At 68.8% G+C, this 22,984-nt stretch carries 21 protein-coding genes, 1 tRNA gene and 1 pseudogene; 14 read left to right on the forward strand and 9 right to left on the reverse strand.

Annotated features, from left to right (window positions below; translation table 11 throughout):
- Positions 1 to 220: 220 nt before the first annotated feature.
- Together IFT82_RS21490 and trbK-alt are read left to right on the forward strand one after the other, a co-directional pair.
- Positions 221 to 373: a hypothetical protein gene (locus tag IFT82_RS21490; protein WP_446740973.1), complete on the forward strand. Its 153-nt coding sequence runs from the start codon at positions 221 to 223 to the stop codon at positions 371 to 373.
- Positions 374 to 552: 179 nt separating this feature from the next.
- Positions 553 to 900, forward strand: a complete 348-nt coding sequence (gene trbK-alt, locus IFT82_RS13660; protein ID WP_192127687.1) for a putative entry exclusion protein TrbK-alt — start codon at positions 553 to 555, stop codon at positions 898 to 900.
- A gap of 49 nt (positions 901 to 949) precedes the next feature.
- Here the strand turns inward: trbK-alt and IFT82_RS13665 are convergent.
- The 4 genes and pseudogenes from IFT82_RS13665 to IFT82_RS13680 form a co-directional block, all read right to left on the reverse strand.
- Positions 950 to 1,652, reverse strand: a pseudogene (locus IFT82_RS13665) (helix-turn-helix domain-containing protein).
- 180 nt (positions 1,653 to 1,832) lie between these two features.
- A tRNA-Ile gene (locus tag IFT82_RS13670) sits at positions 1,833 to 1,908 on the reverse strand.
- Positions 1,909 to 2,017: 109 nt separating this feature from the next.
- Positions 2,018 to 2,284, reverse strand: a complete 267-nt coding sequence (locus IFT82_RS13675) for a hypothetical protein (RefSeq protein WP_192127689.1) — start codon at positions 2,282 to 2,284, stop codon at positions 2,018 to 2,020.
- 159 nt (positions 2,285 to 2,443) lie between these two features.
- A complete protein-coding gene (locus IFT82_RS13680) occupies positions 2,444 to 3,889 on the reverse strand; it encodes a M28 family peptidase (RefSeq protein WP_192127691.1) in 1,446 nt (481 codons plus the stop codon).
- Positions 3,890 to 4,056: 167 nt separating this feature from the next.
- Here IFT82_RS13680 and ettA point away from each other — a divergent pair, with 167 nt between their 5' ends.
- The 3 genes from ettA to IFT82_RS13695 all read left to right on the forward strand — a co-directional run bounded on the left by ettA (position 4,057) and on the right by IFT82_RS13695 (position 7,706).
- On the forward strand, positions 4,057 to 5,736 hold the full coding sequence (ettA, locus tag IFT82_RS13685; protein ID WP_192127693.1) for an energy-dependent translational throttle protein EttA: 1,680 nt from the start codon (positions 4,057 to 4,059) through the stop codon (positions 5,734 to 5,736).
- Positions 5,736 to 6,272: a hypothetical protein gene (locus tag IFT82_RS13690; protein ID WP_192127695.1), complete on the forward strand. Its 537-nt coding sequence runs from the start codon at positions 5,736 to 5,738 to the stop codon at positions 6,270 to 6,272. The genes ettA and IFT82_RS13690 overlap by 1 nt, the downstream gene beginning before the upstream one ends.
- A gap of 252 nt (positions 6,273 to 6,524) precedes the next feature.
- Positions 6,525 to 7,706, forward strand: a complete 1,182-nt coding sequence (locus tag IFT82_RS13695) for a sensor histidine kinase (protein WP_192127697.1) — start codon at positions 6,525 to 6,527, stop codon at positions 7,704 to 7,706.
- Between the two features lie 22 nt (positions 7,707 to 7,728).
- Here IFT82_RS13695 and IFT82_RS13700 read toward each other — a convergent pair whose 3' ends face one another.
- Genes IFT82_RS13700 through IFT82_RS13710 form a run of 3 tightly spaced genes read right to left on the reverse strand, consistent with a single transcriptional unit; the run spans position 7,729 to position 11,115 of the window.
- Positions 7,729 to 8,559, reverse strand: a complete 831-nt coding sequence (locus IFT82_RS13700) for an NYN domain-containing protein (RefSeq protein WP_192127699.1) — start codon at positions 8,557 to 8,559, stop codon at positions 7,729 to 7,731.
- Positions 8,560 to 8,600: 41 nt separating this feature from the next.
- Positions 8,601 to 9,083 (reverse strand): transcription elongation factor GreB, encoded by a 483-nt coding sequence (gene greB / locus IFT82_RS13705; protein ID WP_192127701.1) that lies wholly within the window; start codon positions 9,081 to 9,083, stop codon positions 8,601 to 8,603.
- A gap of 13 nt (positions 9,084 to 9,096) precedes the next feature.
- Positions 9,097 to 11,115: a lytic transglycosylase domain-containing protein gene (locus IFT82_RS13710; RefSeq protein WP_192127703.1), complete on the reverse strand. Its 2,019-nt coding sequence runs from the start codon at positions 11,113 to 11,115 to the stop codon at positions 9,097 to 9,099.
- A gap of 87 nt (positions 11,116 to 11,202) precedes the next feature.
- On the opposite strand from IFT82_RS13710, the gene dapA reads away from it, so the two are divergent.
- The 8 genes from dapA to IFT82_RS13750 all read left to right on the forward strand — a co-directional run bounded on the left by dapA (position 11,203) and on the right by IFT82_RS13750 (position 20,649).
- Positions 11,203 to 12,087 carry a 4-hydroxy-tetrahydrodipicolinate synthase gene (gene dapA / locus IFT82_RS13715; RefSeq protein ID WP_192127705.1) on the forward strand — a complete coding sequence of 295 codons (885 nt, stop codon included), beginning with the start codon at positions 11,203 to 11,205 and terminating at the stop codon, positions 12,085 to 12,087.
- A 236-nt stretch (positions 12,088 to 12,323) separates the two neighbouring features.
- Positions 12,324 to 12,806 (forward strand): SsrA-binding protein SmpB, encoded by a 483-nt coding sequence (gene smpB, locus IFT82_RS13720; RefSeq protein ID WP_192127713.1) that lies wholly within the window; start codon positions 12,324 to 12,326, stop codon positions 12,804 to 12,806.
- A complete protein-coding gene (locus tag IFT82_RS13725) occupies positions 12,806 to 13,369 on the forward strand; it encodes a DUF2062 domain-containing protein (protein ID WP_192127715.1) in 564 nt (187 codons plus the stop codon). The genes smpB and IFT82_RS13725 overlap by 1 nt, the downstream gene beginning before the upstream one ends.
- A gap of 136 nt (positions 13,370 to 13,505) precedes the next feature.
- Complete coding sequence (locus IFT82_RS13730) at positions 13,506 to 15,896, forward strand: hybrid sensor histidine kinase/response regulator (protein ID WP_192127717.1); 2,391 nt, start codon at positions 13,506 to 13,508, stop codon at positions 15,894 to 15,896.
- A 40-nt stretch (positions 15,897 to 15,936) separates the two neighbouring features.
- A complete protein-coding gene (locus tag IFT82_RS13735; RefSeq protein ID WP_192127719.1) occupies positions 15,937 to 16,287 on the forward strand; it encodes a response regulator in 351 nt (116 codons plus the stop codon).
- A 90-nt stretch (positions 16,288 to 16,377) separates the two neighbouring features.
- A complete protein-coding gene (gene ilvD, locus IFT82_RS13740) occupies positions 16,378 to 18,096 on the forward strand; it encodes a dihydroxy-acid dehydratase (RefSeq protein WP_192127720.1) in 1,719 nt (572 codons plus the stop codon).
- Positions 18,097 to 18,136: 40 nt separating this feature from the next.
- Positions 18,137 to 19,486 carry an NAD(P)H-hydrate dehydratase gene (locus IFT82_RS13745; RefSeq protein ID WP_192127722.1) on the forward strand — a complete coding sequence of 450 codons (1,350 nt, stop codon included), beginning with the start codon at positions 18,137 to 18,139 and terminating at the stop codon, positions 19,484 to 19,486.
- Complete coding sequence (locus tag IFT82_RS13750) at positions 19,483 to 20,649, forward strand: class I SAM-dependent RNA methyltransferase (protein ID WP_192127724.1); 1,167 nt, start codon at positions 19,483 to 19,485, stop codon at positions 20,647 to 20,649. Before IFT82_RS13745 ends, IFT82_RS13750 begins: the two co-directional genes overlap by 4 nt.
- 4 nt (positions 20,650 to 20,653) lie before the next feature.
- Here the strand turns inward: IFT82_RS13750 and truA are convergent, their stop codons facing one another.
- Both truA and fmt read right to left on the reverse strand, forming a co-directional pair.
- Positions 20,654 to 21,397: a tRNA pseudouridine(38-40) synthase TruA gene (truA, locus tag IFT82_RS13755; RefSeq protein ID WP_192127888.1), complete on the reverse strand. Its 744-nt coding sequence runs from the start codon at positions 21,395 to 21,397 to the stop codon at positions 20,654 to 20,656.
- Entirely contained in the window at positions 21,394 to 22,302 is a 909-nt protein-coding gene (gene fmt / locus IFT82_RS13760; protein ID WP_192127726.1) for a methionyl-tRNA formyltransferase, read from the reverse strand. The genes truA and fmt overlap by 4 nt, the downstream gene beginning before the upstream one ends.
- A gap of 56 nt (positions 22,303 to 22,358) precedes the next feature.
- On the opposite strand from fmt, the gene recR reads away from it, so the two are divergent.
- Positions 22,359 to 22,955 carry a recombination mediator RecR gene (recR, locus tag IFT82_RS13765; protein WP_192127728.1) on the forward strand — a complete coding sequence of 199 codons (597 nt, stop codon included), beginning with the start codon at positions 22,359 to 22,361 and terminating at the stop codon, positions 22,953 to 22,955.
- Positions 22,956 to 22,984: the final 29 nt, after the last annotated feature.

The following is a 22,984-nucleotide window of genomic DNA, read 5'->3' on the forward strand; positions in this document are numbered from 1 at the left end:
GAGTTCGCCTTTCACCTCAGGGGAACTCTCCACTTTTCCGGGGCAAGTCCAGTCCGTGCGGCGGATGCAGCAGCTTCTCGCCTAGGCGCAGAACGTCGCCTACGACGTCCAGCAGGTCGACCGGCTGTTTCAGCAGAAATACGGCAACGCCTCGCTGTCGGCCTCCGACGCCCAGCTGGTCGGCGACGCGCGTGCCCGCTGGCAGAACACGGTCGGCGGTTTGCAGGACTCAATGCGGGTGCAGGCCGGGGTCGTCGGCAACATCGACGCCAACCGCGCCGAGATGGCGACGCTCGTAACCCACTCGCAGGGCGCCACCGGGGCGTTGCAGGCGGCGCAGACCGGCAATCAGCTCCTCCCGCTTCAGGCGTAACAGCTCGCCGACCTCACCGCCGTCGTCGCGGCGAACGGGCGGGCGCAGGCGCTGCAATCGGCCGAGCAGGCCGCCGCCGCCGAACAGGGCCGCGAGCAGCGTCGCCGCTTCCTGACGCCGGGCACGGGCTATCAGCCCGGCGACGCCCGCGTGTTCAACGGCAACGACTGAGGCGCATCGTGGAAGGGAAGACGCTCGCCCGTATCAGTGCCGCGGTGTTCGCCGGCATCGCCGTCACCGCTGCCGCGATCGAGATGACGCGCAAGGAGAAGCCGGTCGTACCGGGCACGGTCGAGGTGTCCACCGTGCCCGCCGATCCGTTGCGCGATGCACTATCCCGGTGCCAGTTCATGGGCGAGGCCGCGACGCGCGACGGTGCGTGCCTGCGCGCATGGGCCGGGAACCGGCAGCGCTTCCTCGCGCCCGGCGCGCGACCGATGGAGCGGTTGCCGGACGCGCCGGCTCTGGAGGATGCGGTGACGAAGCAGAGTGTCCCGCTCTTCACTCCTCCGGCCGGGGGGCGCTGACCATGGGCGGCACCGGCGTCATCGACCAGTTCCTCGCCGTCTTCACCCGCTACTGGATTGATTCCAACGTTTGATGCCCGCGCTTGACGGCAGCGATGATGTCATTCGGATCGTCGCGCCAGACGAAGGGTCGCGGCTGCTGGTTATGCTCCTTGATGAAGCGGTTGATGGCAGCCTGAAGGTCGACGACGGAGTGGAAGACGCCGTTCTTCAGGCGACGGCGGGTCAGTTTGGCGAAGAAGCCCTCGACCGCGTTCAGCCATGAACATGACGTAGGCACGAAGTGGAACGTCCAGCGCGGGTGGCGATCCAGCCAGCTTGAAGCTGCGCCAGCGGTGAGGCGCCAGGCCATGGTCGTGCCAGATCTTCACCACCAAGGAGGCCGTGATATCGACCGCCCTGGCCATGGCGCGCACCGTCCAGTGCGTCGCCTCGTGCCCAGGCGGCTCCAGCGTCAACGCCACGACCCTGTCGACCAGCGTGGTCTTGAGCGGTGCGATCCCCGGCGGTCGCGTATTGTCGCGCAGCAGGCCATCGACGCCCTCGGCCATGAACCGCTCCTGCCAGCGCCACACACAGGTCTTCGACTTGCCCGTCGCCGCCATGATCGCGACCGTGCCCAGACCATCGTCGCTCAGCAGGACGATCCGCGCCCGCCACACATGCTTCTGCGGTGAACCACGCGCCACCACCAGCGCCTCGAGCCGCTCTCTGTCCGATGCCGTGACGGCAATGCTGATCCCGCTACGCATCCCCCGACCATCGCACCCGAAGACGATACCAGGAAGCCTGTACGGATGCTTCCGTCCCGATCATTCTACTAGCAGTGACCGCCTGCTCTTCCTTATCGTTGGAAGGGCAGGCGGCCTCGCCGTCCTCAGTAGCACTCTGCCGCAACAAAGCAGCAGCTATGCTGCAAACGGACACGCATATGGTGGGCCCGGAGGGACTCGAACCCCCAACCTAGCCGTTATGAGCGGCCAGCTCTAACCATTGAGCTACAGGCCCCGCGGCGTCGCCTAGCGCAACCGCCGGCAAAGAAAAAGGGCGCCCGCGAATTTCGCGAACGCCCTTTCCCGCAATAACGCGACAGTCGGGCGCAATCGCCCGACCGGCATTACTTCATGTTGTCGATCTTCTCGTCGGCGACGTCACGCACGTTCGATGCGGCGTCTTCGAGGTTGTCCGACGCGTTCTCCAGCACTTCCGTCGCGGCAGCGTTGGAGGTGTTGTCGGCCAGGTCTTCCAGGTTATCAGCCTGCGCTTCGAGGTTATCCGCCAGCATGTCGGCGTTGTTCTCGACAGCAGCCGCTTCCGGCGACTTCGAGCAGGCTGCGACGGACATCAGGCCGGCGGCAGCAGCGATCAGAACGATCTTCTTCATTCGAATGCTCCCAAGCATAGCAATTCATCGCGGCCGACCCGATTGCCGTCGCGAAGCGGCGTGCATAGCGGACCCGGATCGCCGGTCAACGGCGAAAATTCATCAAACAGCAATGTTCGCGACGGGTGGAGGAAGGGGGGGACGGTTTCGAAACGATCGTCATGGTCGCGCGGGTACCGGGCCGATATCCTCGGGCGCGTTGGCGACGATTGCGAGCATCGTCGTCCAAGCCGCGACGTTCTGGCGCAATTGTGTCGGATCGACCCGGTCCAGCGTGTCCTCCGGCGTGTGATGCACGTCGAAATAGTGCAGGCCCGACTGGTTCAGGTCCACCCCCGCCACGCCGGTGCGGATCACCGGGCCGATATCGGTGCCGTCGCCACCGGTGCCGGTGCCACGCACGATGCCGAGGGGGGCCAGCGCGGCGGCGAGTCGGTCCGCGACCGGCCGGGCCGCGTCCGGCAGCGACGTTTCCACCCGCCACACCCGGTCGGCGCCGAAATCGCTTTCGCTGGCGGTGGCATGGCGTTCCCCGGCATGGGCCCTGGCATATTCCTGTCCGCCGAAACCGCCGATCTCCTCGTCGCCGAACCACACCACGCGAATCGTGCGGCGTGGCCGTCCGGCCTCCATCACCAGCCGGGCGGCGGCGGTGGTGATGCCCAGGCCGCTGGCGTCGTCGATCGCGCCGGTACCCAGTTCCCAGCTGTCGAGATGCCCGCCGACCAGCACGATCCCGGCATCCCGGTCCGTCCCCGGCACCTCCGCCACGACGTTGCCCGACTGGCGCGGCCCGATGAAACGCGGGGTCAGCACCAGTTTCAGCGTCACCGGCCGGCCCAGCTTTACCATCCGTTCCAGGTTCTCGGCATCCGCGACCGACAGCGCGGCGGCGGGGATCGGCGCCACGCCGGGGGCGAAATTGGTCGAACCCGCATGGGGTCCGCGCCCGTGATCGGTGCCGATCGACCGGATCACGATCGCCGCCGCGCCCTTTTGCGCGGCGACATTGGGGCCGACGAAGCGGGCCGCGCCGGCGCTGCCATAGCTCGATCCGTCCTGCGTCGGCTCCATCGTGTTGGAGACGAAGGCGATCCTGCCCGTCAGGCTGCCGGCGGGCGCGGCGAGCAGATCGTTCAGCGTCGCGAAGAACGTCACCGGTGCGGTCAGGCCGCCAGCGGGGGTCGCGCCCGAATTGCCCAGCGCGGTCAGTCGCAGTGCCTGCGGATAGGGCACGACGACCTCGGCGGTCTCGACGCCGCGTTCCCAGACGTTGGGCAGGGTATAGGGTTCGATGCGGACGTTGCGGAACCCCAGCGCCTTCAGCTTCGCCACGCCCCATTCGCGCGCCCGCGCCTGCGCCGCCGATCCGCCGGTGCCGCGCTGGCCGATCTCCGTCGTCAGCCCTTCGGTGATCGCATAGGCCACGTCGTCGCCCAGCGCCTTGTCGCGCAGCGCCGCGACGCGCGGGTCGACGGCGACGGCCGGCGGCGCCGCGCGGGTGCGGGCGGCGGGGGCGGCAGGAACGGCGGGGGCGGCGGGCTGCTGCGCCGACGCGGGCGTGGCAGCGGCGAGCAGGGCAAGCGGAATGGCGTGGCGGATCATGTCGTTCCCTTTTGTAGGCAGGGCAGGGGTATGCCGCATCGCCGCCCCGGCACAAGCCCGACCGGTGTGCCGCGCCCCGGGGGCCGGGCAATTGCGTTCCGCGGCCCGGATCGCTATCTCGCGAACCACGATTTCCCGCCATTCGAACGATGGAGCCCGGCACCGCGATGGCCGTTCAGTATACCTACGTCATGAAGGGTCTGACCAAGACCTTCCCCGGCGCCAACAAGCCCGTCCTCAACAACATCCATCTGCAGTTCATTCCGTCCGCGAAGATCGCGATCATCGGGCCGAACGGCGCCGGCAAGTCGACGCTGATGAAGATCATGGCGGGCATGGACCCGGACTTCACCGGCGAGGCATGGGCGGCGGAGGGCATCCGCGTCGGCTATCTCGCGCAAGAGCCGCAGCTCGATCCGTCGAAGGACGTGATGGGCAACGTGAAGGACGGCGTCCGCCCCGTCGCCGATCTGGTCGATCGCTTCAACGCGATCTCGGCGGAGATGGGCGATCCGCAGGACGATACCGATTTCGACGCGCTGATGGAGGAGATGGGCGACCTGCAGGCCAAGATCGACGCGGTCGACGGCTGGTCGCTCGACAGCCAACTGGAACAGGCGATGGAGGCGTTGCGCTGCCCGCCGGGCGATTCGGCGGTCACCAACCTGTCGGGCGGCGAAAAGCGCCGCGTCGCGCTGTGCAAGCTGCTGCTGGAAAAGCCGGACATCCTGCTGCTCGACGAACCAACCAACCATCTCGATGCCGAATCGGTGTCGTGGCTGGAGAATTACCTCAAGGAATATACCGGTAACGTCATCCTCGTGACGCACGACCGCTACTTCCTCGACAATGTCGTCAACTGGGTGCTCGAACTCGATCGCGGCCGTTACTACACCTACGAATCCAACTATTCCGGCTATCTGGAAAAGAAGTCGAAGCGGCTGGAGCAGGAGGAGCGCGAGGAGGCCGGCAAGCAGAAGGCGATCGCCGACGAACTCGCCTGGATGCGCCAGACCCCCAAGGCCCGCCAGACCAAGTCCAAGGCGCGTATCCGCGCGTTCGACGAATTGATGGCCAAGCAGGAGAACCGCGCCGCCGGCAAGGCCGCGATCCTGATCCAGCTGCCCGAACGGCTCGGCGGTAAGGTGATCGAGGCGAAGGGCCTGACCAAGGCCTATGGCGACAAGCTGCTGTTCGACGGGCTCGACTTCACGCTGCCGCCGGGCGGCATCGTCGGCGTGATCGGCCCGAACGGCGCGGGCAAATCGACGCTGTTCAAGCTCATCACCGGGCAGGAACAGCCCGACAGCGGCACGATCGAGGTCGGCTCGACCGTGAAGCTCGGTTATGTCGACCAGAGCCGCGATCACCTCGATCCCAACAAGAACGTCTGGCAGGAAATCTCCGACGAGCTGGAGGTCTTCCGCTTCGGCAAGCAGGAACTCGGCACGCGCGCCTATGTCGGCGCGTTCAACTTCCGCGGGCCGGACCAGCAGAAGAAGGTCGGCCAGCTCTCGGGCGGTGAGCGCAACCGCGTCCACATGGCCAAGATGCTCAAGGAGGGCGGCAACGTCCTGCTGCTCGACGAACCGACCAACGATCTCGACGTCGAGACGCTGCGCGCGCTGGAAGAGGCGCTGGAGACGTTCGCGGGCTGCGCCGTGGTCATCAGCCACGATCGCTTCTTCCTCGATCGCCTCTGCACCCACATCCTCGCGTTCGAGGGCGACAGCCATGTCGAATGGTTCGAGGGCAATTACGAAAGCTACGAAGAGGACAAGCGCCGCCGCCTGGGCGACGCCGCCGACCGCCCGACGCGCCTCGCCTACAAGAAACTGACGCGCTGATGTTCGGCGTCGCTGACGTGGTAGCCCGCGTCAGCGACGCGGCCTTTGGCCGGCCGCTGGTGACGAACGTCCTGCGGGGTCATGTCGTGGAAGCGATCGTGGCCCTGGCACTCGAACCGGAATGGCGCTGGTGCGCCGCCGATTATGCGTCATGGGATTTCGAACATGATGCCGGCGTCAGGCTGGAGGTGCGGCAGTCGGCCCTTCGACAAAGCTGGGTCCAATCCTCGACCAGCGTGTCGCGACCCGCGTTCGATATTCGCGCGCGGACGGGCCGCACCGAAGCAGGCCAGTGGATCGCCGAACCAGGTCGCGCGGCGAACCTCTATTTGTTTTGCTATCACGATCGCACCGATGATGATGCCGACCATCGCGATCCTCGCCAGTGGTCGTTCTTCATCGTACCCGCCGCGTCGCTGCCCGACGCTGGCACCATCGGATTGGCGTCGCTCAGGCGGTATGCAGCGGGTGTGCCCATCACGGCCCTGCGCGCAGCCATGAACGATGCGGTCAACGCATTGACGTCCGCCGGCTGATTTTTCGGGATGCCGAACCGGACATAACGCACGTCTATGACCGGCATGGATTCCGCCGCGTCCGGCCGCCGGTAATCGTCCACCGTCAGCCCGACCGGACGATGGCTGTTGTTGAACGCCGGCCGCTCGGCCATGGTCCTTGTCTGGCATGACCGGCCGTTCGCTTCCGGGCGGTCGTGGCCTGCCGGTTTAAACCGAGGCGACGCGCGCCTATCTTGCCGGCAACAATGGCAAAAGGGGCCGATCGACGACATGGCAGTGGTGGAAGACGCGCCCGGCAACGCTGGTGTGACGGGGGATGGCGAGCTTCACTACCGCCTGCGTCAGCAATCAGTCCTCGCGGATTTCGGGATCGAGGCGCTGCGCGCGCGCGATCTCGATCCGATGCTCCAGCGCGCGGTGGAACTGTGTGCGGAGGGGATGCGCTCGCACTATTGCAAGTTCCTCGAATATAACGGCGGCTCGGGGCGATTGCTGGTTCGCACCGGCGTCGGCTGGCGTGACGGCGTGGTCGGCCAGATCGAGATGGGCGCCGACACCGGATCGCCCGCCGGCTTCGCCTATCAGACCGGTCAGGCGGTGATTTCCAACCATCTCGGCAACGAGACCCGGTTCCGCACCCCCGGTTTCATGGCCGACCACGGTATCCGCCGCGCGATCAACGTGCTCGTCCATGCCGGCGGCCATCATTACGGCGTGCTGGAGGTCGACAGCCCCGACGAGGGCCGGTTCGAGGCGGCCGATCTCGCCTTCATGCAGGGGTTCGCCAACCTGATCGGCGTCGCGATCGAGCGGCAGGCGGCCGAGCATCGGCTGAACGACGCGCTCCAGCATCAGGAACTGCTGACGCGCGAGGCGAGCCACCGGGTTAAGAACAGCCTCGCCCTCGTCTCCGCCATGCTCAACCTCCAGATGCAGGAGGACGAGGACCCGCGCATCACCCGGATGCTGGGCGATGCGCAGGCCCGGATCGCCGCGATCGCGCAGGCGCACGACCAGTTGTGGCGGGGCGACAAGGTCGGGGTCGTCTGTCTGGACGATCTGGTCGGCGGTATCGTCACCCAGCTGGGCGAGCAGTCGCCCGCGCACGATCTGAGTTGCGCGATCGTGCCGCTGGAACTCAGCGCCGATACCGCGATCCCGATCGGGTTGCTGGTTACCGAACTCGTCACCAACGCGATCAAATATGCTTATGGCGAGGCCGGCGGCCCGATCGCGGTGACTATCGACCGGCAGGACGATGCCCTGATCGTCACGGTCGCCGATCGTGGCCATGGCCTGCCCGCCGACTTCGCCATCGCCACCGCCTCGCGCCGCAGCCTGGGGATGCGGATGATCGCCAGTCTGGTGCGGCAGTTGCGCGGCGAGATCCGGTTCGAGGATGCCGGGCCGGGCGTGCGCGTCGTCGTCCGCACCGATCCGCGCGGCATGTAACCGCGCGGCGAGGCGTTACGCGCTACCGCAGCCGCCGGACATAGGACTGGCCGCCCTCGCGTCGCTCCAGCTTGAAGTTGCTGACCGATTCGATCAGGTCCGACAGCCGCTTGTAGCCATAGTTGCGCACGTCGAAGCTGGAGCGGTTGGCGGCCAGCTGCCCCATCGCGGTCAGGCTGACATATCCCTTCTCGTCGCGTTTCGAGGCGTCATAGGCGTCGATCAGCAACTGCAGCAGTTCGTCGTCGACCGGCAGCTTGGGCCGCGCGGCGGCGATCGGCGGTGGCAGGCTTTCGGCGATCGGGACCGCGACGTTGTTGACCGGCGCGACCGTGCGCGTGCCCGCCACGGGCGGGGTGGGGGCCGGCGTGGCGACGGGCGGCGGCGGCGCGACGCCCGGTTCCTCGACGGGCGCGGAAATGGCGTTCACGTCGATGAAGCGGGTGCAGGCGCGGCGGAATGCCTCCGGCGCGCGACTGGTGCCGAACCCGTAGACGGGGATGCCCTCCTGCCGAATGCGCATCGCCAGCGGCATGAAATCCGAATCGGACGACATGATCCCGAAGCCCTCGATCTTGCCCCGGAACAACAGGTCCATCGCATCGATCGTCATCTTCATGTCGGTGGCGTTCTTGCCCTTGGTCAGGTCGAACTGCTGCTGCGGCTCGATACCGTGCTTCACCGTCATGTCGCGCCAGCTCTTCAGCTCCGGCTTCGACCAGTTGCCATAGACGCGGCGGATGTTGACGGTGCCCAGTTCGGCCAGCACCGTCAGCACGGGGTCGAGCGTGGCGGCGGACGCGTTGTCGGCATCGATCAGCAACGCGACGTTGCGGGTGGGGGTGGAATCCATGGCCGCCTTGTCGCCGACCCCGACGCGGGCGGCAAGATGGATCAGGCGGGATAATCGACCGTCATCACCTCATATTCCCGTTCCCCCGCCGGCAGCACGACCCGGCGCACGTCGCCCACCGCCGCCCCGCGCAGCGCGCGGGCGAGGGGGGCGTTCCACCCGATCCGGCCCGACGCGGCATCGGTCTCGTCGTCGCCGACTAGCGTCAGCGTACGCCGCGCATCGTCCTCGTCCGCGATCGTCACCGTCGCGCCGAACCACACGCGGCTGCGATCCTCCTGCCGTGCGGGATCGACCACCTTGGCCGCCTTCATCCGTTTCGACAGGAAGCCGAGCCGCCGGTCGATCTCGCGCAACCGCTTGCGGCCATAGATGTAGTCGCCATTCTCCGACCGGTCGCCATTGCCCGCCGCCCAGCTGATCGTCTCGACCAGCGCGGGGCGTTCGGTGGCGAACAGCCGCTCATACTCCTGGCGCAGCACGGCATAGCCGGCGGGCGTGATGTAATTCGGGCGCGGCTCCATCGATCCGGCCCGGTTAGCCCGGCTGTCCCTTGCCGAGATACCATGACAGCCGCGCCGCCCCCCGGCTGCGCGATCGCGGGGGGTTCATCAGGTCGTAGACGACGGCATTTTCCAGCACGCGCTGGACGTAGTTGCGCGTCTCGCCGAACGGGATCGCCTCGATCCAGTCGACCATGTCGATCGTGCCGGTGCGCGGATCGCCGAACTGCCGCAGCCACTTGTTCACATTGCCGCCGCCCGCGTTGTACGCCGCCACCGTCAGCGGATAGCTGCCGTAATTGTCGAACACCCGCTGGAAATAGCTCGACCCCAGCTTGATCGAAATCGCCGGATCGCTCGACAATTGCTCGGGCGTGAAGGCGAGGCCGATCTTGCCGCCCTGTTCGCGCGCGGTGGCGGGCATCAGCTGCATCAGCCCGCGGGCGCCCGCGCCGCTGACGGCGGCACGGTCGAACTGGCTTTCCTGCCGCGCGATGGCATGGATCAGCGTCCAGTTGTTCTCATAGCCGGCGGGCACCGGCACGGTCGGGAAACCGGCGGCGGAATATTCGGTCAGCCCGTTCTGCATCGCGCTGCGCCCCACCATCACCGCCAGATCGGGGCGGCCGATCTGGCGCGACAGGTCGGCCGCGAGCAGATGGTCGGTATCCGACGTGGCGTCGGCGGCGATCTGGCGGACGAACGCGGTCTGATCGGTCCACTGGCCGATCTGGCCGAGGAAGCGGACGGCCTGCACCGTTTCCCGCGCGTCGAACGCGGCCTTCAGGGCAGGGGCGATCGCGGGCGCGGCGATCGCCGGCGGCGCGGCGAGCGGCCGGCCGGTCCGCTCCAGCGCGAGCTGGCCATAATACTGGTCGCGGTACCCGGCGGCGCGGGCGTAGAAGGCGGCGGATTGCGGCGCCATCCCGGCAGCTTCCGCCGCGCGCCCCGCCCAGTAGAAGCCCTTGGCGCGGGTCTGCGGCGACTGGCTGCCACGGCCGTAACGGTCGAACATCGTCGTCGCGTCGGCGGGCCGGTTCAGCTGCTTCAGCGCCGCCTGTCCCGCCAGCCACGCCAGCGAGGTATAATCGTCACGCTCGCCATACGGCTTGGTCGATACGTCGGTGCCCGCCGGATAGGCGTCGTCGACCTGCCGGGCGATGTCATAGGCGACCTGCCACTGCCCGTCCGCCGCCGCGCCGCGCGCATTGACCAGCAGCACCTCGTACCATTTCTCGACATGGCCCGGCCGGCTGGCCAGCGTGCGCGGCTGGGCCAGCCACGTCCGCGCGCTTGGGCTGAGCGTGTCGCGCAGCCACGTCGCCCGGTCGGCGATGTAACCGGGATCGTTGGCATAGATCGCCTGTGTCGCGGCGGACAGGTCGGCGGCGTTCGATGCCCTGGTGCGAAACGCCAGCCGCGCCTCGAACAGGGGGCGTTTCGCCGGGCTGACCAGCGCGATCTGGCGCTGCGCCGCGCCCGTCTGCCCCTGCCACAGCATCGCATCCATCCGCGCGTCGTTGGCCTCGGGCGTCAGCGCGGCGGGAAAGCCGGTCAGGATCGCGCTTTCGTCGGCGGAGGACAGCGCGCCCGTCTGCCACGCCGCCCGCGCGGCGGCATCCGCGCCCGCGCGGTCGCCCGTCGCCAGCAGCGCGCGCGCCTGCGCCACCATGCCGGTCGCGGTCAGTGGCGGGAAACGGCGGAAAAACGCGGCGACCCCGGCCGGATTGCCGGTGCCCAGCGCCGCCTGCCGTTCCGCCGCGCGCCGGTTCGCCGCCTCGCCCGGCCAGCCCGGATGGTTGGTGACGAAGCCGGCGTAGCTGTCGAACGGCAGTGCATCGGTCTGTTGCAGCGCACGCCACTGCGCCACCGCCGCGGCGATCGGGGCGGTGGGCAGCGGCGCAGGCCGGCCCGCCGTGCCGGGGGCGCCGGGGGTGACGCTGCGATTGGCGGCCTGCGTCGCGGCGCGCTCTGCCTCCTCCTGCGATTGGGCCAGAACGGCGCTGCCGGCCAGCATCGCCAGCAGCATCGCGGATTTCATCGGTGCGATCATGTGGACAGGATACGCATCGCGCCCGTATCTGTCCTGAACGAAATGCATCCCGCTTGCTCAAAGTTCGCCTGAAGGACACGTAAGATCATGTTTTCCGGTTCGATTCCTGCGCTCGTCACGCCGTTCGACGCAGCGGGCGAATTCGACGAGGCGGCGTTCCGCCATTTCGTCGAGTGGCAGATCGCCGAAGGATCGGCCGCGCTGGTCGCCTGCGGCACCACGGGGGAGGCGGCGACGCTGACATATGACGAACATTTCCGGGTGGTGCGCATCTGCGTCGATCAGGCGCGTGGGCGGGTGCCGGTGATCGCCGGGGCGGGTTCCAACGACACCCGCGTCGCCACCGCCAACCTGCGCGCGGCGCGCGATGCGGGGGCGGACGCCGCGCTGATGGTACCCCCTTATTACAACCGGCCCTCGCAGGAAGGCATCTTTCGCCATTTCGAGGCGCTGGCGGCGGACGCGCCGTTGCCGATCGTCCTCTACAACGTGCCCGCCCGCACCGTGACGGATATCCAGCCCGCCACCGTCATCCGCATCGTGCAGGCGTTTCCGCAGGTGTTCGTCGGGATCAAGGATGCCTCCGGCGCGCTGGCCCGCGTGTCGCAGCATCGCGGCGCGCTGGGCGAGGGGTTCGTGCAGTTGTCGGGCAACGACGATCTGGCGCTGGCCTATAACGCGATGGGCGGCACCGGCTGCATCTCGGTCAGCGCCAACGTCGCGCCCCGGCTGTGCGCGGATTTCCAGGCGGCCTGCGCGGCGGGCGACATGGCGACCGCGCTGACGCTCCATGACCGGCTGTTCCCGCTGCACGATGCGCTGTTCACCGACGCGTCGCCCGGCCCCGTCAAGTACGCGATGACCCGCATCCGCGCCGATTTCCCCCCGCACCTGCGCCTGCCGATGACCCCGGCGAACGAGGCGTCGCGGGCGGCAGTCGATGCGGCGCTCGTCCATGCCGGACTGCTGTAACCGGCGCGCTTCCCCCTCGATGTCCTACACGCCGCTGGCCTGCTATGACCCCGGCAACCGCTCCTTCTCATCGCCGTCACCCCGATAAGGGCAGCCGCCGTCGCACCGTATCGACCCCTGTAGGATGCGACGTTCGTGACTTTCGGTGTGACTTTCCACGCCCGCCGTCGCCGCTTTGCGCCCGTTCGGCGTCCCCCGCTTCCCAACGGCCCATGGGCCGCCTACATCGCACCCGCATGTCCCGTCCCAAACCCGCCACCTTCGACAAGAAGAAGATCGTCGCCGAGAATCGCCGGGCGCGGTTCGAATATTCGATCGAAACCGTCTACGAGGCGGGGATCGCGCTGACCGGCACCGAGGTGAAGTCGCTGCGCTTCGGGCAAGGGACGATCGCCGAAAGCTATGCGGAGGTGCGGGGCGAGGAGGTCTGGCTGGTCAATGCCAACGTCCCCGAATTTAGCCACGGCAACCGCTTCAACCACGAAGCGAAGCGCCCGCGTAAACTGCTTCTTCATGAGCGGGAGATCAACAAGCTGCACGGCGCGGTCGCGCGCGAGGGGATGACCCTGGTGCCGCTGTCGGTCTATTTCAATTCACGGGGAAGGGCCAAGGTGGAACTGGCACTGGCCAAGGGCCGCAAGGATCACGACAAGCGCGCCGCGATCAAGGAACGCGAGTGGAAGCGTGAAGCCGGCCGCCTGATGCGCGAACGCGGCTGATGGCGTCCGCGGCGCCCGGCCTGTGGCAGCGTGGGGCCGCCTGGTGTCGCCGTAACCTGCCGACGCGGGAATCGATGGAGCGCAGCCGCCTGCTCCGCCCGGTCGCGCACCGGGTGCTGGCGCCCGAACTGTGGCGGTTCACCCGCCGGTCGGTGCCGCGCGGCGTCGCGCTCGGGATGGTCGCGGGGTTCCTGTTCCCCGTCGCGCAGATCGCGATCGCCGCGCTGTTCGCGCTGCCGTTCCGCGCCAATGTCTCGGTCGCGGCGCTGACCACCTTCATTACCAACCCCTTCACCACGCCGCTGCTCTGGCTGCTGGCCTACAAGATCGGATCGTGGCTGCTGCGCAGCAACGCGCCGATGGTGGCGCAGCCGATCGCCGATGCGGCGACCGGGTGGCTGCAATGGGCGACGGGATGCCTGCACTGGCTGTGGGACAAGGGGCCGGCATTCGGGGTCGGGCTGCTGGTGCTGACCGTGGCGGCGGCGATCCTCGGCTTCGTGCTGTCCGCGTTCGGGTGGCGGCTGTGGATCGCCCGGAAATGGCGGACCCGGCATCTCTGACCACCATCCGGCGGTCTGCAACGATTCGTAGCGGCTGACGCGTTTCGACGCGTATGCTGGGTTGGTCCCGAATCGGTCATGATTCGGGACGATGCTACGGGTTGACGCCATGCCGCTGCCGACTGAAAGCGATGTCATGGCCGTCCTCTCCCCCCGTTCGTCACCCAGTCTGGCGGCTGCCATCGTCGCGATCGTCGCCGGTATCGCCGCGGCGGCGGTGGTGATGGTGTTCGCGGGCAGCTGGATCATGGCCGCCGGCTTTCTGGCGGCGGCGATCGTCGGGGTGGCGATCGCGGTGGCGTGGCGGTTGCTGGCGCCGGTGGCGGGCACCGGGCCTCGCGCGATCGACTGGAACCTCACCCGCGCGGTCGCGGGGGCCAGCGGCGATGCGGTGGCGATCACCGATCGCGCCGGCCGGCTGGTCTGCGCCAACGACAGCTACGAACTGATTTTCGACGGTTTTCCGACCCCGCCCGCGCTGCCGCTGGACGACGAGGCCAATGCCGCGCTGGCCGAGGCGGCACGCGAGGCGTGGCGGGAGGGGATCGCCCGCGTCGACGGGGTCGAGGCGATGGACGCGACGCTCGGCGTCAGCATCATCCGCGCCGGGGACGAGGCGGACATGCTCGTCTGGCGGTTCGAACCCAAGCGCGAACGCGATCGCGCCGATGCCGCCCGTTCGATCATCACGGGGCCGACCGGCGATCGGCTGGGCGAAGCGGGGATCATGGCGGCGCTGGTGTCGCCCGATGGCCATGTGCTGGCCGCCAATCCGGTGCTCGCCCGGCGGGCGCTGGGCCGGCCGGGCACGATCAACGGCCGCGACATCGTCGACATGCTGATGACGGACAGTCGGGGGCTGGTCCGGTTCGAGCGCGAGGGGCTGGAGGGGACGCCGCTGCGCCTGTTGCAGGTGCCGTTCCTCGACGACGAGCAGGCGCCGCTGCTGGTGATGATCCTCGACGACCGCGACGATGCGGCGGGTGTCCGCGAAGGGGCCTCCGCGACCGAGCATGTCCGCTCGCTCGTCAGCCTGATGCCGTTCGGCATGGCGCTGGTCGATCGCGACGGGCGGTTCATGCAGATGAACGAATCGTTCCTGCGGGCGGCGGGGGTCGATGCCGAATCGATCCCGCTCTATCCGGGCGATCTCGTGGTGCGCGAGGACAAGGCCGCCGTCGCCGACGCGATCCGCCGCTTCGCGAGCGGCGCCACCCATTCCACCGACATGGCGGTCCGGCTGAAGGACCACCCGGATGAACCCGTCGCGCTGACCATCGCCGGCGCGCGCGGGCTGGGCGATGCCGCGGTGCTGCTCAGCCTGAAGAACAACAGCGAGGAGACCCGGCTGAAGCGCGAGGTCGCACAGGCGACCAAGATGCAGGCGGTGGGCCAGCTCGCCGGGGGCGTCGCGCATGATTTCAACAATATCCTGACCGCGATCCTGGGGCATTGCGACCTGATGCTGATGCGCCATTCGCCCGGCGACAGCGATTACGACGACATCCAGCAGATCCGCACCAATTCCAACCGCGCCGCCAGCCTGACCCGGCAGTTGCTCGCCTTCTCCCGCCAGCAGACGCTGCGGCCGCAGGTGCTGCAACTGCCCGACGTGGTGTCGGAGGTGTCGACGCTGCTGAAACGGCTGATGGGCGAGACGGTGCGGCTGGATGTCAGCCACGGTCGCGGGCTGGGCGCGGTGCGGGCCGATCCGGGGCAGCTGGAGCAGGTGGTCGTCAACCTTGCGGTCAACGCGCGCGATGCGATCATGTCGGCCAATCCCGGCGGCGGCGGTACGCTGACCATCCATACCCGCGCGGTATCCGCCGCGGAGGTGCGCGAGATGGCGATCGATATCCTGCCGCCGGCCGATTACACCGCGCTGTCCGTCACCGATACCGGCGCGGGCATTCCCCCCGAAATCCTGCCCAAGATATTCGAGCCGTTCTTTACCACCAAAGAGACGGGCAAGGGCACCGGGCTCGGCCTGTCGACCGTCTATGGCATCGTCAAGCAATCGGGCGGCTGGATATTCGCCGATTCGCGGCCGGGACAGGGTGCTACCTTCACCATGTATCTGCCGGTCCATGCCGATACGGGCGCGCCGGCGCTGCGCATCGCCCCGCCGCCCAAGCCGGCGGTCCGCGCCCGCGAGATGTGGGGACAGGGGACCATCCTGCTGGTCGAGGACGAGGACATGGTCCGCGCCGTCGCCGAGCGCGCGCTGACGCGGCAGGGCTATACCGTGCTGACCGCGGAGAATGGCGAGGTGGCGCTGGAACTGCTGCGTGAGGCCGCCCGCCCCGACCTGCTGATTTCGGACGTGGTCATGCCGACGATGGACGGGCCGACGATGGTCCGCCACGTCCGCGAACGCTATCCGGATCTGCCGGTGCTGTTCATGTCGGGCTATGCCGAGGAGCAGTTGCGCAACTCGATCGACATCGACAACGTTGCGTTCCTGCCAAAGCCGTTCTCGGTCCAGCAACTGGCCGATGCGACGCGTGAGGTATTGGCCGGGGCATGACGTTGCTTTTACGCGGCGAGTGCCGCTAAGGGCGGGAAGCATGACCGAAGCCAAGCAGATTCTCATCGTCGAGGATGAACCCCTCATCGCCATGATGCTGGAGGATTTCCTTGATATCCTTGACCAGCAGGTCGCCGGCAGCGCCGATAGCGTCGCGACCGCGCTGGAACGCGTCGGTCAGGGCGGGATCGACGCCGCGATTCTCGACGTCAATCTGCGCGGTGGCGAAAAAAGCACGCCGGTGGCCGAGGCATTGGCCGCCGCCGGGGTTCCCTTCGTCTTCGCGACCGGGGGCGGGGACGACAGCGTCGACGTGCGTTTCCGGGACCGGCCGGTGCTGCAGAAGCCGTTCACGATGGATGGCGTGGCCAAGGCGCTCGCCGCGCTCTGACTGAGACTGGGATCGATGCGGGCGGTCGCTCGTGGCGATTGACGTAATAAGCTTGCGTGGATGACCGGTTTCGCGACATAGGCGCGTTCCATGACCAGCATCGACAAGTCCCGCCTGCCGAGCCGCCACGTCTCGGTGGGTCCCGAACGCGCGCCGCATCGCAGCTATTATTATGCGATGGGGATCACCGAGGAGGATATCGCCAAGCCGTTCGTGGCGCTCGCCTCCGCCGGCAACAACTCCGCGCCGTGCAACACCACGCTGGATGCGCAGGCGGATGCCGCGCAGGGCGGCGTGATCCAGGCCGGCGGGATGCCACGCCGGTTCAACACCATCACCGTCACCGACGGGATCGCGATGGGCCATCAGGGGATGAAATCCTCGCTGGTCAGCCGTGAGGTGATCGCCGATTCGGTCGAACTGTCGGTTCGCGGCCATTGCTACGACGCGCTGGTCGGCTTCGCCGGCTGCGACAAGTCGTTGCCCGGCATGATGATGGCGATGCTGCGGCTCGATGTGCCGTCGATCTTCGTCTATGGCGGATCGATCCTGCCCGGCCGCTATCACGATCGCGACGTGACCGTGGTGGATGTGTTCGAAGTGGTCGGCCGCTATGCCGCCGGTTCCTGCCCGCTGTCCGAATTGCAGGAACTCGAAAAGGTCGCCTGCCCCGGCCACGGCGCGTGCGGCGGGCAATTCACCGCCAACACGATGGCCTGCGTCGGCGAGGCGATCGGCCTGTCGCTGCCCAACAGCAACATGGTGCCGGCTCCCTATACCAGCCGCGAACAGATCGCGATCGCGGCGGGCGCGCAGGTGATGGAACTGGTCGCCAGCCAGTTGCGCCCCCGCGCGATCTGCACGCGCGAGGCGTTCGAGAATGCCGCGCGCGTCGTCGCCGCCACCGGCGGTTCCACCAACGCCGCGCTGCACCTGCCCGCGATGGCGAACGAGGCGGGGATCGATTTCGACCTGTTCGACGTGGCCGAGGTGTTCCGCACCACGCCGTACATCGCCGACCTGAAGCCGGGCGGGCAGTATGTCGCGAAGGACATGTACGAGGCCGGCGGCGTCTACATGCTGATGAAGACGCTGATGGCGGGCGGGTATCTGCACGGCGACTGCATGACGGTGACCGGCAGGACGCTGGCCGAGAATATCGATCGGGTGACATGGAACCCGGACCAGAAGGTGATCTACGACGTGAAGACGCCGATCACCCCGACCGGCGGGGTCGTCGGCCTGCGTGGCACGCTAGCGCCCGAGGGCGCGATCGTAAAGGTCGCGGGGATGCAGCGCCTGCAGTTCGAGGGACCGGCGCGGGTGTTCGATTGCGAGGAGGATTGCTTCGCAGCGGTCGAGGCGCGGTTGATCACCGAGGGCGAGGTGCTGGTAATCCGCTACGAAGGGCCGAAGGGCGGGCCGGGGATGCGCGAGATGCTGTCCACCACCGCCGCGCTCTATGGGCTGGGGATGGGCGAGAAGGTCGCGCTCATCACCGATGGCCGTTTCTCCGGCGGGACGCGCGGTTTCTGCATCGGCCATGTCGGGCCGGAAGCGGCCGACGGCGGGCCGATCGCGCTGGTCGAGAATGGCGACACGATCCGTATCGATGCCGAAGCGGGAACGATCGACCTGATCGTCGACACCCCCACGCTCGATGCCCGCCGTGCCGCATGGCGGCCGCGGGTCAACGATTATCAGGCGGGCGCGCTGTGGCGGTACGCGCAGAATGTCGGCCCCGCGCATCTGGGCGCGGTGACGCATCCGGGCGCCAAGGCGGAACGCCACGTCTACGCGGATATCTGACGGCACGGAGCCAAGCCCTCGATCGGCCGTTCCCGCCGGCATGACACCGATCGACGGCTATCCGATCCTGACCACCGCCGCGATGCGGGCGGCGGAGGAGACGTGCGGCGATGCCGCCATGTTGATGGAACGGGCCGGCGCGGCCATCGCGACGGCGGTGGGGCGGCTGGCCGGAGGGTCGGCGATCCTGATCCTCTGCGGACCGGGCAACAACGGCGGTGACGGCTATGTCGCCGCGCGCCTGCTGGCGGCGGCGGGACATGCCGTCCGGGTCGCGGCCGATGGCGAGCCCCGCAGCGCCCTCGCCATCATTGCGCGACGCGGCTGGCCCGGACCCGTCGAGTCGCTGGATACGGCCTTGCCCGCGCCAATATTGGTCGATGCCCTGTTTGGCACCGGCCTGACCGGTCCGCTGGCCGACCGGACGGCCGCCGCGCTCCACCGCCTGGCCGATGCGGCCACCTTGCGGATCGCGATCGACCTGCCGAGCGGGGTCGCGACCGATGACGGGGCGGTGCCGACGATGCCGCCCCGTTTCGACCTGACCCTCGCACTGGCCGCACCGAAGCCCGCGCACGTCCTCCAGCCGGCGGCCCGACTGGCCGGCAGGGTGAGGGTGCTGGATATCGGCGTTGCCGTCACCGGCGACGCCCATGTTCTTGCCCATCCCGCCTTGCCAGATCCCGGCCCCGATTCGCACAAGTACAGCCGTGGCATGGTCGCGGTGGTGGGCGGCGACATGGCCGGCGCGGCCGAACTGGCGAGCCTTGCCGCGATGCGGGCAGGGGCGGGATATGTCCTGTATCTCGGCGAAGGGCAGGGAGCGCCCCATGCGCTGGTGCGGCGGCGCTGGTCGCCCGACGCGCTCGATGATCCGCGTATCGGTGCGGTCGTGGTCGGACCGGGGCTGGGCAGGGGCGACGGGGCGGGTGCCCGGCTGGCGACCGCGATCGGCAGCGGACATAAGCTGGTGATCGACGGTGACGCGCTGCGCCTGCTCGACGTCGATGCGCCTCGCACCGCCGCGACGATCCTGACCCCCCATGCCGGCGAATTCGCCCATTTGTTCGGCAAACTATCCGGCAGCAAGATCGACGCCACCCGCATGGCCGCACGTCGCGCCGACGCGGTGATCGTCCACAAGGGACCCGATACGGTGATCGCCGCACCTGACGGCCGGGTGACGGTATCTGCCGGCGCCAGCGACTGGCTGTCGGCGGCGGGAACCGGCGATGTGCTGGCCGGTGCGGCGGGCGCGATGCTCGCCGCCGGCCTGCCGCCGTTCGAGGCGGCGGGGGCCGCCGTCTGGCTGCACCGCGCGGCGGCGGCGGTTTGCGGCAGATCATTCATTGCCGACGACCTCGCCGCCGCGCTATCGCGCGTCCGATGAGCCTGATCCTCCGTGTCGCCGCGCGCGGCGATGGTGTCGCCGACGACGGCCGCCACGCCCCCCTCTCCGCCCCAGGCGATACCCTGACCGAGGCGGGCGAGGTCGTGCCCGGCCCGCATCACCAGACGCCGCCCTGTCGGCACTTCCCGGCCTGCGGCGGATGCCAGCTCCAGCAGCTCGACGATGAAAGCTATGCCGCCTTCGTCGCGGATCGTATCGCTTCCGCGCTCGATGCGCAGGGGCTGACCGCGCCGCTGCGCCCCGTGCTGCTCTCGCCGCCCAATACCCGGCGCCGCGCCACGCTCCATGCCGAACGCGGGCTGATCGGCTTCACGGCCGAGGCGAGCCACCAGATCGTCGACATGCGCGAATGCCATATTCTGGCGCCTCCGCTGTTCGCGCTGGTCGCGCCGCTCCGGGCGCTGTTCCAGCGGCTGGGGCTGAAGCGCCGGGCCGACGTGCATCTGGCACTCGCCGATCAGGGGCCGGACATCCTCGTCACCGGCTTCGCGCCGCAAGGGCTGGAAGCGGCGGAGGCGCTGACTGGCTTCTGCGAGCGCCACGGCGTCGCGCGCTTCTCGGTCGACGATGGCCTTGGTGCGGAAACCCGGTGGGAGCCGCAACCGGTGACGATCACCTTGGGCGGCGTACCGGTCGGCTTCCCCCCCGGCGGCTTCCTGCAGGCGACGCGCGAGGGCGAGGATGCGCTGGTCGCGGCGGTGGTCGAGGCGGTCGCTGGCGCGAAAACGGTGGCGGATCTGTTCGCCGGACTCGGCACCTTCACGTTCGCATTGCCGGGCAAGGTCTATGCCGCCGAGGGCGCGCGCGACGCGCTGTTCGCGCTGAAGGCGGCCGCGCATATCCGTGGCCGCGCCGTCTTCCCCGAGCATCGCGACCTGTATCGCCGGCCGCTGACCACGGTGGAATTGAACCGGTTCGACGCGATCGTGCTCGATCCCCCCCGTGCCGGTGCGCGCGAACAGGCCGCGGCGCTGGCCGCCTGCACGGTCGGGACGATCGCCTATGTCTCGTGCAACCCGTCCAGTTTCGCGCGCGACGCGAAGGCGATGGTCGCGGCGGGCTGGCGGATCGACTGGATTCAGCCGGTCGGCCAGTTCCGCTGGTCGACGCATGTGGAACTGGCGGCGCGCTTCGTCCGCTGACCGGTCAGTCCGGATAGACCGCGCCGGTGAAGAACAGCCCGTCGGGGGGCGCGTTGAGCCCCAGTCGCGCCCGGTCCCGGGCTGCCAGCGCGGTGGCGACGTCGTCGGGTGTCCACCGCCCCATGCCGACCAGCGCGAGGCAGCCGACCATCGAGCGGACCTGATGGTGCAGGAACGATCGCGCCGCCGCGATCACCGCGATCCGCTCGCCCGCGCTGGCCACCTCCAGCCGGTCGAGCGTCCGGACCGGGCTGTCCGCCTGACAGTGTGCCGACCGGAAGGTGGTGAAATCGTGCCGCCCCACCAGCATCGCCGCCGCCGCCGCCATCGCTTCGGCATCCAGCGGCTGCGGCACCTGCCAGGCCAGCCCGCGTTCCCAGGTCAACGGCGCCCGCCGGTTGACGATCCGGTATTCATAGGCGCGGCCAAGGCATGAAAAGCGCGCGTGCCAGTCGTCGGCGACGATGTCGCACGTCAGCACCGCCACCGGCGCCGGCCGCAGCCGGGCGTTGAGTGCCTCCCGCAGGCGGAACGCGTCGATCGGCTTGGCGATATCGCAATGCGCCCGCATCGCCAGCCCGTGGACGCCCGCGTCGGTGCGACCGGCGGCATGGACCGCGACCGTCTCGCCCGTGATCGCCAGCACCGCCGCCTCCAGTGCGCCTTGCACGCTCGGCCCATGCGGCTGGCGCTGCCAACCCATGAAGGGCCGGCCATCATATTCCACCGTCAGCGCGAATCGCGTCAACACGCCGTCCCCGACGGGATCGGGAAGCCGCGCAGCATGTCCTCGGTCGTTGTCACGCCGCGTCCGGCCCGCTGTACCAGCGTCGGCCGGATCGCGCCGTCGCCGCACGCGATCGTCAGCCCGTCGTCGACCGTCTCGCCGGTGCCATAGAAGGTGAACGGCAGCACATCGGCAGCCAGTATTTTCACCCGCTCCCCCTTCACCTCGATCCACGCGCCGGGGGCAGGGTTCATCGCCCGGATCAGCCGCTCGACTGCGATGGCCGGGGCAGCGAAGTCGATCCGCGCCTCCGCCTTGTCGATCTTGGCGGCGTAGGTCAGCCCTTCCTCCACCTGCGGCACCGGGGGATGACCGGCGAGGTCGCCCAGTACCGTCACCATCAGCCGGGCGCCCATCGCCGCCAGTTCTGCCGTCAGCTCGCCCGCGGTCTTGCCCGCGACGGGGGTTCGCCCTTCCAGCCTGACCGGCCCGGTATCTAGTCCCGCCTCCATCTGCATGATGCCGACCCCGGTTTCCGCGTCGCCTGCCATGATCGCCCGCTGCACCGGTGCCGCGCCGCGCCACCGCGGCAACAGCGAGCCGTGGACGTTCAGGCAGCCATGCACCGGCGCCGCCAGCACCGCGCGCGGCAAGATCAGCCCATAGGCGGCGACGACCGCGACATCGGCCGCCAGCGCGGCGAACGCCGCCTGCTCGTCCGCGCCCTTCAGCGATACTGGGGTATGGACGGGGATACCCAGCGCCTCGGCCCGCCGCTGCACGGGGGAGGGGACCAGTTCGCGCCCGCGCCGGCCGCCCGGCCGGGCCGGCTGGCTATAGGCCGCGACGATCTCGTGCCCGGCCTCGACCAGCGCATCCAATGTCGGCACCGCGAAGTCGGGCGTTCCCATGAAGACGATCCGCATGGGGGACAGCCTCTCCCCGCTGGCGCGGCCGCGTGCAACCCCCTATCTGTTCCCCGATGGCTTCCTCCGAGATCGATGCGTTGACGCAGGCGCTGGCGCGGCTGCCGGGCCTTGGGCCGCGCTCCGCGCGCCGTGCGGTGCTGCACCTGCTGAAGAAGCGCGAGGCATCGCTGACGCCGCTGCTCCATGCGCTGGCGCTGGTCGACGAGCGGCTGGAGACGTGTTCGACCTGTGGCAATGTCGATACCGCCAATCCCTGTTCGATCTGTGCCGATCCCCGTCGCGACGGTCGGGCGCTGTGCGTGGTGGAAGAGGTCGCCGACCTGTGGGCGCTCGAACGCTCCCGCCTGTTTCCCGGCCGGTTCCATGTGCTGGGCGGCCGGCTGTCGGCGCTGGAGGGCATTCGGCCGGAGGATCTGACGATCGACGCGCTGGTCGGCCGGATCGGGCAGGGCGGGATCGACGAGGTGGTGCTGGCGATGAACGCGACGCTGGAGGGGCAGACGACGGCGCATTACCTGGCCGAGCGGATCGAGCGGTTTCCGGTACGGGTCACGCAACTGGCCCACGGCCTGCCCGTGGGCGGCGAACTCGATTACCTGGACGAAGGGACGCTGGCACAGGCGTTAAGGGCACGCCGGCCGGTGGCATGAACTTGACGGCCACCGGTCCCGCGCATAGC

Source organism: Sphingomonas sp. CFBP 8760 (genome assembly GCF_014841615.1).
Taxonomy (GTDB): Bacteria; Pseudomonadota; Alphaproteobacteria; order Sphingomonadales; family Sphingomonadaceae; genus Sphingomonas.